Genomic DNA, 11828 nt, shown 5'->3' with positions numbered 1-11828 from the left:
TTTATCCTCCCGCAAACGGCGGCAACAGCGCAACAATATCACTTGTCTGCAATTGATACTCTTTTGTTTTTGAAACTATTTTTTGATTTACTGCAACGCTGAAAATCATTGATTCGAATGCATATTTTTCGTCTAAATCTTGCAATAATTTTTGCAATGATAATTCCTCTGAAAAAGATAACTTTTCGAATTCACATTTTGTTTTTTCAGCGACAGCTCCAAAATATTTAACCTCGATCATTTTTATAAATTTAAATTCTGAAAAATGAATTCGTCATCAAAATGTTCTTGAAAATATTCGGTCAATTTTGATGTATTTTTCACTACTTCGCCAATCACGATAATGGCTGGCGATGAAATATTTTTTTCGGATACCAATTTAGTAATTGTACTGATGGTTCCGATTACTTTTTGCTCAGAATTTTTCGTTCCGTTCTGAATTATAGCAATTGGCAGATCGTCATTTCTGTTTTCCTGATAAATTGAAATAATCTCCTCCAATTTATGCATTCCCATTAAAATAACTACGGTCGCCGCCGATTTTGAAGCCAAATGAATATCTTTTGATAATTCGTGATTCGAAGTTGTTCCGGTAATTACCCAGAAACTCTCTGCGATTTTACGCTGTGTCAAACTTATTCCTGCCGTAGCCGGAACACCTAAAGCCGAAGAAATCCCTGGAACAACAGCTGTTTCTAATCCATATTTAACGGCATAATCAATTTCCTCGCTTCCTCTTCCAAAAACAAAAGAATCACCGCCTTTTAAACGGACAACATGTCCGTAACGATTTGCCATCGAGACAATTAATTCGTTGATTTGATCTTGCGTGTAAGCATGACATCCTAAGCGTTTTCCAACAAAAACAATTTCTGCATTTGATGCATATTCTAATAATTCTTCGTTGACTAATGCATCGTACAAAACGACATCAGCGCTTTCTAACGCTTTGATTGCCTTTAATGTAATCAATTCAACATCGCCCGGACCTGCGCCTACAATGGTCAATTTTGGTATTTTTAAAGTTTTCATATTGCTTTAAATTGAATTGATATTTAAATCGTTTAATTCGTCTGCCGAATTAATATTGGTTAAAGGATAGTTTTCACTTTCTTCGATATTGATAATTTGGTGTGGCAACTTGGCCAGCAAATCCATCATTTTCAATTCATTTGAATCGATTGCTTCTTTAATAATCGGAACAATTTTTTTTGAATAAATCCCAATTAAAGGATGTGTTTTACTTTCGGATGCGAAAACTGTAATTCCGGCTTCTTCGGTATGTTTTGAAATTAATTCTTGCAATAATTCGGTTGAAATCAACGGAATATCACAACTAAGAATCAAATTAAATTCGGTTTCAGAATGGGATAATGCCGTGTAAATTCCACCGAGCGGACCTTTATCTGAAATCAAATCTGGTATTTTTTCATATTCCAGATAATGGTATTCTTTTGAAGCCGTAATTAGTTTTATTTTATTAGTAATAGGCAAAATCGCCTGAATGATATGCTCAATAAATGGTTTGTCCTGAAACAAAACCAAACCTTTTTCAGACTGCATTCTGGAGCTTTTTCCTCCGCATAAAATAAATACTGTTAGTGTTTCCATGGTTATTTTGTTTCAGATTTCTGGTTTCAAGTTTCAGGTTTCAAGTTTCAGGTTCTGCCAATCTTTGTCTTTTTCCTAACACATAGAAACATAGTTTTTCTTTGTGTTTAAAGGCGTTTCACTTGTATAAACAAACATAGTATTGCTATGTGTGATAACTAGTTATCTTTTAAATCTTTTTTTTTAATAATATAAAATCTATGTTTCTATGTGTTTAAAAATTATGCTCATTTTTAAGGAAAAATCAATTTAATGCTTGCCATTAAAATCACAATTCCTAAAACCATTTTTAATGTTCTGTTTGAAAATTTTCCGCTGCCGTAAAATCCGCCTAACATTCCTCCTATCACTGCGATTGGAACCAAATAAAAACTTTCCATCGGGATTGTTTTTCCTCCTAAAAAGAATCCTAGCATTCCGGCGAATGAATTCACAAAAATGAATAAACTCGAAACCGCCGCCGATTCTTTTACTGAAGCCCATCCTAAAAACAATAAAATTGGACTTAAAATTATTCCCCCGCCAATTCCCAACATTCCTGATAATAATCCGATTGCGAAACCGATCAGCAAGGCAAACGGAAGATTGATTTTTACTTCTTCTTTCTCTTTAAAATTAAAGACCCCGAACAATCTTAAGGCTGCAAAAACCAATACGATTCCCAAAACAATTTTATAAATCGCATTATCCAACGTTATAAATCCGCCAATGAACGCCGCCGGAATCGATGCAATTGCAAACGGATAAAAGAGCTTTGGCTTAAAATAATTATTTCTGTAATAAAATAAGAACGAGATACTTGAGACAAATAAATTCAACAGCAATGCCGATGGTTTCATCACCGAAATTGGAAAAGCAAAAATGCTCATCAAAGCCAAATATCCAGAAGCTCCGCCGTGCCCTACGCTTGAATATAAAAAAGCAATTATAATTAATGCAAAGCTGAATAGCAGAATGTTTTCAGAACTTAGTAAGGTCATCTTTTTGTTTAATCGTTTATTTGGTTAACTGTTTAGTCGTTTTGTTTGTTTTGTTTCTCCCGAGGCTTCGGGATCAAGTTTCAAGTTTCAAGTTGACTTGCTATATGTTTTTATTTATACACTGCTTTTCGTCTTTAATAACTAAAATCTTTCTTCTTGCTTCTTTCTTCTAATCTCTTAAATCTATAATCTGCAATCTAAAATCTAAAAATTCTAATCAATCGGCAGTAACGAAACCAACTGACCTTTTTTGTATACTTCAACATCTTCAGGAACAATCAGTAAACTATTCGCTATGGCAAAAGTATTCAGCATTGCAGAGCTTTGACCAGTTAAAACAGTTACGTTTGTTTCGTCGTATTTTGCTTTCAAAAACAATGTTTTTCCGGTGTCGTTTTTGATTTCCGAATTTATTTTTCGAACCACTTTTGGTTTATGAATTTCAGAAAAACCCATTTTATTTTTTACTGCCGGAGCAACATAAATATAAAAATTAGTCAGTGATGAAGCCGGATTTCCTGGAAGCGCAAAAACTAAAGTTTCATTTTTAGATCCAAAGAACATTGGTTTTCCAGGCTTCTGATTAATTTTATAAAAAAGCTCTTTTACATCGTTTTGCAATAATGCCTCTTTTACAAAGTCATAATCTCCAACTGAAATGCCGCCAGAAACCAAAACAATATCATATTTTTTTAAAATGCTTGAAAGTGCTTTTTTTGTTGCTTTCAGATTATCTTTTACTCGGTAAACTTTAGTTTTTTCAATTCCAATAGTCTGCAACGCTGCTTCAAGCATCATCGAATTACTCTCGAATATTTTGCCTTTTTTCAATTTCTTTCCCGATTGCATCAATTCGTTTCCGGTCACTAAAATGGCAACTTTTGGCTTTTTATACACTTCAATTTCTGTAATTCCCAAACTTGCCAAAAATCCAATTGCAGCTGGCGTAATTAAAGTGTTGGCTTCAAAAACAACCGCGTCTTTTGCAATTTGCTCTCCTTTTGGGCGAACATTTGAAAATTTTTCAGGCATTTCGGCAATCAAAATAGAATCTTTATTTGCCATTACATGCTCCTGCATTACGACTGTATCTGCGCTGTCAGGAACAAAAGCGCCAGTAAAAATCCTAATCGCTTCGGTCGTATTTAATTTTATGTTCGAATGATCTCCCGCCTGAGATGTTCCTACAATATCATATTGATGACGAATACTGTGTGCAAAAGCATATCCATCCATCGCCGATTGACGAAATGGCGGCATATCGATTGGCGAAATCACTTTTTCAGCCAATACATATCCTAATGCCTTACTTACTTCAATATGCTTTGTTGGCATTTTAGTACTGTTCGCTTCAATTATTTCAATGGCTTTGTTGACTTCTATCATTTTTAGATATAAAAACTAAGTACAAATACTTATTACAAATATAAGTATTTATTCGTACGGTGAATAAAAAATTAAATTTTATTTTAATGTCTATAAAATTACTCTAATTTATTCAAAATCAACTTTAAAAATTGATGTACTTTTTATTAAAATATTCTAAAAGAAGATCACAAAAGCGCTTTTTTATGTCAATTTATTCAAAATTAGAGATTTAAAAAGCTAGAAATTAAGTGTAAAATACTACATTTTTAAGATATTTCTGAAAAAATATTTAACATTTTACTTGAATAAAAAATAGCTATTAATCAATTGACCACCAGTACTTTAATGTTAAATAATTAATTTAAAAACACCTAACTGAATGCCCTCTATTAAAAAAAACTTCATATTTTTTTGGTTTTTATTATATTAAAATTAACTTTGTCTATAGGATTAGTAGAGTTTAAAATTTTATTTCAAACCAAAAAAACTATATTTTGAAAACAACCGAAAGCATATCGTATTTAAATCTTCAAAAAAAATATACTTATAACAACTGTTGTTATATGTGCTTCTGTTGCTAATTCCCAATGCAATTTATTCGTTATGCAGTTCCTTTTAAGAATAATAACGAAATCTATATTCACCACTCGATTACTTTTATTGCAAAAATATCTCGCGGATGCAAAATTTGCTTCTAGACGATTTTTGACTATACGGCTATTTTAAAAAAGAAAATAATTAACAACCAAAAAAAACTAAAATGAAAAAGATGCAAACCTTTTGCTGTAAATAAAAAAAGCCATTTCTGCGGCAACAGAAATGGCGAGGCTTAAAGAACATTTATCACTAAATCAAGGACACAATTAGAGGGTTGAAAATTCAACGCTCAGGGCGCCTTGTTAATTACTTAAACCATTACAAAGAAATGAAAAAAATATTAAAGATATACTCAATATTATTTCTCTTGCTCCTGACGGCAGGAATAAATGCCCAGAACACGACCCCGCTTATCCAGTCTAAACTTGACGGAACTGTTGTGGATGCTGTTACAAATCAACCCATTATTGGTGCTTCAGTTATTATTAAAGGAACAACACACGGCGTTCAGACCGATACGGAAGGAAAATTTTATTTCCAAACCGGACAAAAACTTCCTTACACTTTGATTGTAACCTACATTGGATACAAAAAAGCCGAAGTAGTTGTTGATAAAAATCCAGTAATCATTAACTTAAAAGAAGAACGTCAAGAATTAGACGAACTTGTTGTCGTAGGTTACGGTTCTCAAAAGAGAAAAGACATTACTGGTTCTGTTGCTTCTGTTCCAAAGGCAAATTTATCGCAGGTTACCTCATCGGCAGATAACCTTTTAAGAGGTGCTGTTCCCGGTGTGGTAGTTACACAAAGTTCAGGACGTCCCGGAGCTTCATCAAGTGTTCGTATTAGAGGTGGAAACTCTATCACCGCAGGAAACGAACCGCTTTACGTATTAGACGGAATTCTAATTTACAACGACAACAATAACGGAACTGCGGGCGTGGCTAATGCAGGAGCATCTGTAAATGTGCTCTCTACGATTAACCCAACTGATATTGAATCCATTGAAGTTTTGAAAGATGCTTCGGCAACTGCAATTTATGGTTCTAGAGGAGCAAATGGAGTTGTAATCATTACGACCAAAAAAGGAACAAAAGGGCAAGATAATATTTCGTATCAAGGCTATTTTGGGTTCCAGAATGTTTCTAAAAAATTACATTTGATGGATGCCAGCCAATGGGCTAGTTTGCGCAATGATGTTCAGGCGAGTATTGGTCAAGCGCCATCTTTTACTCAAGCTCAAATTGAAGCTTTCAAAACATCTGGAAGTTATGATTGGCAAGATGCGGTTTTTAGAACTGCTGCTCCAATTCAGAATCATCAATTAACTTTTTCTGGTGGAGATGATCGTTCGAGATATACAATTTCCGCAGGTTATTTTGATCAAGACGGAGTTGTAATTGCAACCGATTTTAAACGAATTTCACTTCGTGCTAATTATGAAAGAAATTATTCTCAGAAATTCAAATTTGGCGTAAATGCAAATTACACTAATTCGGCTTCAAACGGAATTGGAACAAATGGCGGTGCATCTGCCGGAAGACAGCCAAATCCGCTAGTAGTTGCGCTATATCAGCCACCTGTTGTCCCTATCAAAAATGCTGACGGAAGTTATAATTTGACTAATAATCCATACGCAACGGCAACAAATGGTATTATTCCGAACCCGATTAATGATTTGGAAAACACTACAAATGAAACTAAAATCAACAGAATCTTAACCAGTTTATTTGGCGAATATAAATTCAACAAAGAATTAACGGCGAAAGTGGCAGTAAGTGGGGACGTAATCGATACGAAACAAAATTATTATGCGCCTTCTACAACTACAATGGGAGCAGGAACTAAAGGTTTGGCCTCTGTTGGTGATCGTCGAGTAAGTTCTGTTTTAAATGAAAACACACTGAATTACAACACTAATTTCGGTGACAACCATAAATTCTCAGCATTAGCAGGATATACACTTCAATATACTAAGGGAGAAGTTGTTAACGCAGGATCGCAATATTTTGTAAATGATGCCAATACCTATAATGCTTTACAAGACGGTGTTCCTGTAAAACCTTATAGCGAAGCTTTTGAGAGTGTTTTAAAATCATGGTTGGCAAGAGTGAATTACTCCTATAAAGGAAAATACAACTTCACGCTTTCTGGCCGTGCGGATGGTTCTTCAAGATTTGGTTCTGAATCACTTTGGGGCTACTTCCCTTCTGCAGGATTTTCTTGGAATATTACCGATGAAGAATTTGCCAACAACATTAAAGGTGTAACCGAAGCAAAACTTAGACTTACAGCCGGAACAACAGGAAACCAAGAAATTGGAAACTATCTTTCGCTTGCTTCAATGGGCTCTGTAAATTATGCTTTTGGCGGAACATTGGCTACAGGACTTGCCCCTACTCGATTGGCAAATCCGGATTTGAAATGGGAAAAAACAAATCAGTATAACATTGGTTTAGATTTATCATTATTGGACAGAAAAATCAATTTTGTTTTTGATGTTTATTACAAAAAAACAAACGATTTGTTAATCAACGTTCCGGTTCCATTGACTTCTGGATATGCAACAGTATTACAAAATATTGGTGGCGTTGAAAATAGAGGTCTTGAAATTGGTTTGAATACAGAAAACGTGAAAACAGAAAACTTTTCATGGAATTCTAACTTCGTTTTTTCAACAAACAAAAACAAAGTCGTATCAATAGGAAATGGAGTTGATCAGTTTTTTCCAGTTGTGCCAAACGGATCTTTATTACAGCAACAACCTGTTATTGTAAAAGTTGGATTGCCGTTAGGAACTTTTTGGGGATACCGTACAAACGGAATTTTCCAAACCCAGGAAGAAATCAACACACAGCCAAAAATCAACAGTTTGGCAAATACAAAAATTGGAGATAGAAAATATGTTGATACAAACGGAGACGGTGTAATTACAGCACTTGACAAAGGAAATCTTGGAACTTCGCAGCCAAAATTTGTTGGAAGTTTCAGCAATACTATTTCGTACAACGACTTTGACTTGAATTTTTCTTTCCAAGGTGCTTATGGCGGAAAAGTATTCAACGCTTTGAATCAGCAGTTAGAAATTTCGACACTTGGAACCAATGCTGCCGAAACTTTAGTTGACAGATGGACGCCGACAAACCCAAGCAATGAAATTCCGAGAGCATCGAGTTCACCTTTGGGAATCGTTTCTGAGCGTTATGTTGAAGATGCTTCTTTCTTGCGATTAAAATTAATCACTTTGGGATACACTTTGCCAAAAAGCGTTTCTAAAAAATTGGGAACAAAAAGCGTGAAATTCTACATCTCTGCCGAAAACTTAATCACATGGACAAAATACACTGGCTTTGATCCAGAGGTAAGTTCATACGAACAAAACAACTTATATCCGGGAATCGATTTTGGTTCATATCCAAACTCAAAAACATTCATCTCGGGCTTGAACGTAACTTTCTAAGTAAAAAATTATAAAATGAAAAAGATTATTATAACATTCCTATTAAGTGCCGGTTTATTTTCATCGTGCACCGATTTAGAGGTAACACCAACCTCTTTTGTAACCGAAGACAATTATTTTAAAACCCAAGATGATGCGGTAGCAAGCGTAACAGCAGTTTATGCATCGCTGAGTTTAGATCCGGGAGAGCAGAGTTTATTCGGGAGAAATTTATATTTCCTGACAGATATGGCGACCGATTATGCAGCAGCAGGAGTATCAGCAACAAATCCGCAAGTTCGTGCTTTGAGCAGTTTAACGCATGATGCGACTTCAGATCGTGTTCAGGTGGCGTGGAGACAAATTTATGCCGGAATTAACCGTGCTAATGTTTCGATTGACAATATTCCGAAAGTTGCGGGAACAGAAGCCGTTAAAAACAGATTGATTCTGGAATCTAAATTCATTAGAGCTTTGCTCTATTTTCAGGCGGTTCGTTTGTGGGGAGGCGTTCCAATCGTTTTGCATGAGCCGACTTCTATTCAATTAGAAAGCTTAAAATCAAAAAGAGCAACAGTTGAAGAAGTGTACGTACAAATTATTTCCGATTTAAAAGATGCCGAAAGTCTGCCGTCAACTTATCCAGCAACCGACGCCGGACGCGCAACATCTGGCGCTGCAAAAGCGATTTTGGCAAAAGTGTATTTGACAAGAAAAGATTGGGCAAATGCAATTTCGAAATCAAGAGAAGTAATCAATGGCGGTTACGGTTATGCTTTGTTTGAAAATTTTCAAGACATTTTTACGAAAACAAAAAAGAACGGAAAAGAGCATATTTTCTCTGTTCAATTTGAGCCGAATCAAGCCGGAAACGGATCAAGCGGAAGCACATTTCAAGCCACATCATTTACTGGATTCACTGCTACAGAACCTGCAGATATCATTTCAGATGTTGCCTTGTTTTATGACATTTATGAGCCTGGAGATACTCGAAGAGATGTAAGTTATGCCAAACAATTATTGAATCCAGCGACGGGAACACTGTATACTTTTCCAAAGCCTATTTTCAAAAAATATCTGGATTTGACCAATTTGGCAACTCCGGCAAACGTAGCCATCAACTTTCCGGTTATTCGTTATGCCGACATTTTATTGTCTTTGGCGGAAGCCATAAACGAACAAGGAGGACCAACTGCTGAAGCTTACGAACTAATCAATCAAGTGCGAAGAAGAGCTTTTGCAAAACCAATCACAACGCCAGATGCAACAGTAGATTTAAGTGGTTTGACTCAGGCTACTTTTAGAGCTGCGATTCAGGAAGAACGCAAAAAAGAATTTGTTCAGGAAGGACAAAGATGGTACGACTTAGTTCGTTGGGGAACTTTGGTTACAGAAGTTAAAAAAGTAACGGCTAAAAACTCGGTTTCAGAAAGAAATAATCTTTACCCGATTCCGCAAAGCGAAAGAAATATCGATCCAGTTGGCTTGCCACAAAATCCTGGATATTAAATCTTAACACATAGAAACATAGATTTATTTTTTTTGAAAAAGAGTTTAAAGAGAAACCTATTTCCCACACATAGAAACTATATGCATTTAAAAAAAGTGAAACGCTTTTTACCGATTCTAAAAACTATGATTCTATGTGTTTAAAAAATGATTATGAACAAACCTTATAACTAATAAACTATAAAAACAATGAAAAAATTAAAATACAACAGTACAATCAAAAGTCCGAAGAAAGGGCTTTTGATTACCGCTTTACTTGTCGCACAGCTTGGTTTTTCGCAAAATCAGCCAGAAGAATTTAAAGGCGTAATTGGAAAAACGTTAGCCGATTCAAAAGAATATTGGCCAGAACCGGTAAAAGCTCCAAAAGGCGCACCAAATATTGTTTGGATTTTACTAGATGATGTAGGATTTGGAGCTTCAAGCGCTTTTGGAGGTTTAATCAGTACGCCAACTTTTGAACAATTGGCAAATAATGGTTTGCGTTATACCAACTTTCATACAACGGCAATCTGCGCGCCTACTCGTGCGGCTTTATTAACAGGAAGAAATTCTGGAAAAGTTCACGTAAGCGGTTTTTCTCACACCATTTTATCGGCAGGTTTCCCTGGTTGGGACGGAAGAATTCCTTCGGATAAAGGAACAATTGCTGAGATTTTACGTGAAAACGGATACAACACTTTTGCAGTTGGAAAATATGGTGTTACGCCAGACGAAGACGCTACCGATGCTGGTCCGTTTGACAGATGGCCAACCGGGAAAGGTTTTGATCATTTCTACGGATTCTTAGGTTCTCAAACTGATCAATATAATCCTGATTTAGTGGAAGATCAAGTTCACGTAACGCCTGACGGACGTCACTTAAATGAATTAATTACAGACAAAGCAATTAGTTATATTCAGAAACAACAAAAAGCGGCGCCGGGCAAACCTTTCTTCTTGTATTATGCGCCGGGAGCAGCACACGCACCGCATCAAGTGGCTACAAAATGGAGCGATCCTTACAGAGGAAAATTTGACAAAGGTTGGGATGCTTACCGCGAAGAAGTAATTGCAAACCAAAAGAAATTAGGCTTAATTCCGGCAAATGCTGTTTTGCCAGAACGCAATCCGTTGATTACAGATTGGAAAAAACTATCTCCAGATCAGAAAAAAGTCTATGCTAGATTTATGGAAGTTTACGCCGGATTCTTGACTTATACCGATTATGAAGTAGGAAGAGTTGTAAATTATTTGAAAGAAAGCGGACAGCTAGACAACACTTTGATTTTTGTTGCCATTGGAGACAACGGAGCAAGTAAAGAAGGAACAACTGAAGGTACAATCAACCAAAGTTTATTTTCTCAAGGTACATCTGACGAGGAAAATCTGAAGAAAAACTTAGCAAATATTGACGAAATTGGAACACCAAAAGGCTTAAATACTAACTATCCATTAGGCTGGGCGCAGGCGACAAACGTTCCGTTTAAAAACTGGAAACAAGATGCGCAATCTGAAGGAGGAACACACAATCCGTTGATTGTTTTTTATCCAAATAAAATTAAAGATAAAGGCGGTATCAGAAATCAATACAGCCACGTAACCGACTTGCTTCCAACCACATTGGATATTGTAGGCATCAAAGCTCCAGAATATATCAAAGGAATTAAACAGGACAAAATTCAAGGTTCTTCTTTCTATGCTTCTATTGATAATCCAAAAGCGGAATCTTTGCATAAAGTTCAGTACTACTATATTTTTGGAAACAGAGCCATTTATAAAGATGGATGGAAAGCCGGTGCAGCGCATTTGCCAGATTCATTTGCTGTAAAAAAATCTTTGGGAAGCAATCAAAAACCAGTTGAAAGCAATTTTGATGCTGATGTTTGGGAATTGTACAATTTGAACGAAGATTTTAACGAAAGAAATAATTTGGCTGCCAAATATCCAGAAAAATTAGCCGAACTGAAAAAACTGTTTGATGAACAAGCCAAAGAAAACAATGTTTATCCGTTGATCGACTGGCAAGATGTTTACAACAGAAGAATTCACAACACAGGAGCTGACAAAGGAAAAACAGTTCAAGATTTAATCAAACAAGTTACTAAACCAGGAAACGGTACAACCGCGGCCGGAAGCAGTAATTAATAAAATAAGTTATTCAACCTGCAAGGTTTTCAAAACCTTGTAGGTTGAATAATAAAAGTTTAAAATATTTTTTCAAAAAACATAAAAAATCAAATTTAAATACTACTAATTCTATAGAAATAGAAGTTTTATTTTAAATTTACACATTATAACTTTTTGATTTTCAGAAACACACCAACAAAATTAGAAATCATGAG

Annotated in this window: 8 protein-coding genes; 3 read left to right on the top strand and 5 right to left on the bottom strand. The window is 35.5% G+C overall.

Features of this window, described 5'->3' with window-relative positions; all coding sequences use genetic code 11:
- Position 1: 1 nt before the first annotated feature.
- The 5 genes from FND99_RS10280 to FND99_RS10260 all read right to left on the bottom strand — a co-directional run bounded on the left by FND99_RS10280 (position 2) and on the right by FND99_RS10260 (position 3977).
- A complete protein-coding gene (locus FND99_RS10280) occupies positions 2 to 241 on the bottom strand; it encodes a MoaD/ThiS family protein (protein ID WP_144337902.1) in 240 nt (79 codons plus the stop codon).
- A gap of 2 nt (positions 242 to 243) precedes the next feature.
- Positions 244 to 1032, bottom strand: coding sequence for a uroporphyrinogen-III C-methyltransferase (gene cobA, locus FND99_RS10275; RefSeq protein ID WP_144337901.1), 789 nt, complete (start codon positions 1030 to 1032; stop codon positions 244 to 246).
- 6 nt (positions 1033 to 1038) lie between these two features.
- Positions 1039 to 1611, bottom strand: a complete 573-nt coding sequence (locus FND99_RS10270) for a molybdenum cofactor guanylyltransferase (RefSeq protein ID WP_144337900.1) — start codon at positions 1609 to 1611, stop codon at positions 1039 to 1041.
- A 233-nt stretch (positions 1612 to 1844) separates the two neighbouring features.
- Positions 1845 to 2591 (bottom strand): sulfite exporter TauE/SafE family protein, encoded by a 747-nt coding sequence (locus FND99_RS10265; protein WP_144337899.1) that lies wholly within the window; start codon positions 2589 to 2591, stop codon positions 1845 to 1847.
- Positions 2592 to 2804: 213 nt separating this feature from the next.
- Positions 2805 to 3977 (bottom strand): molybdopterin molybdotransferase MoeA, encoded by a 1173-nt coding sequence (locus tag FND99_RS10260; protein WP_144337898.1) that lies wholly within the window; start codon positions 3975 to 3977, stop codon positions 2805 to 2807.
- 907 nt (positions 3978 to 4884) lie between these two features.
- Between FND99_RS10260 and FND99_RS10255 the strand changes: the two genes are divergently transcribed.
- The 3 genes from FND99_RS10255 to FND99_RS10245 all read left to right on the top strand — a co-directional run bounded on the left by FND99_RS10255 (position 4885) and on the right by FND99_RS10245 (position 11631).
- A complete protein-coding gene (locus FND99_RS10255; RefSeq protein ID WP_144337897.1) occupies positions 4885 to 8016 on the top strand; it encodes a SusC/RagA family TonB-linked outer membrane protein in 3132 nt (1043 codons plus the stop codon).
- 15 nt (positions 8017 to 8031) lie between these two features.
- Positions 8032 to 9504 carry a RagB/SusD family nutrient uptake outer membrane protein gene (locus FND99_RS10250; RefSeq protein WP_144337896.1) on the top strand — a complete coding sequence of 491 codons (1473 nt, stop codon included), beginning with the start codon at positions 8032 to 8034 and terminating at the stop codon, positions 9502 to 9504.
- A gap of 189 nt (positions 9505 to 9693) precedes the next feature.
- Positions 9694 to 11631, top strand: coding sequence for an arylsulfatase (locus tag FND99_RS10245; protein WP_144337895.1), 1938 nt, complete (start codon positions 9694 to 9696; stop codon positions 11629 to 11631).
- Positions 11632 to 11828 lie beyond the last annotated feature (197 nt).

It is taken from the genome of Flavobacterium daemonense (genome assembly GCF_007341385.1).
GTDB lineage: Bacteria > Bacteroidota > Bacteroidia > Flavobacteriales > Flavobacteriaceae > Flavobacterium > Flavobacterium daemonense.
This window is presented reverse-complemented; position numbering and strand designations above follow the sequence as displayed.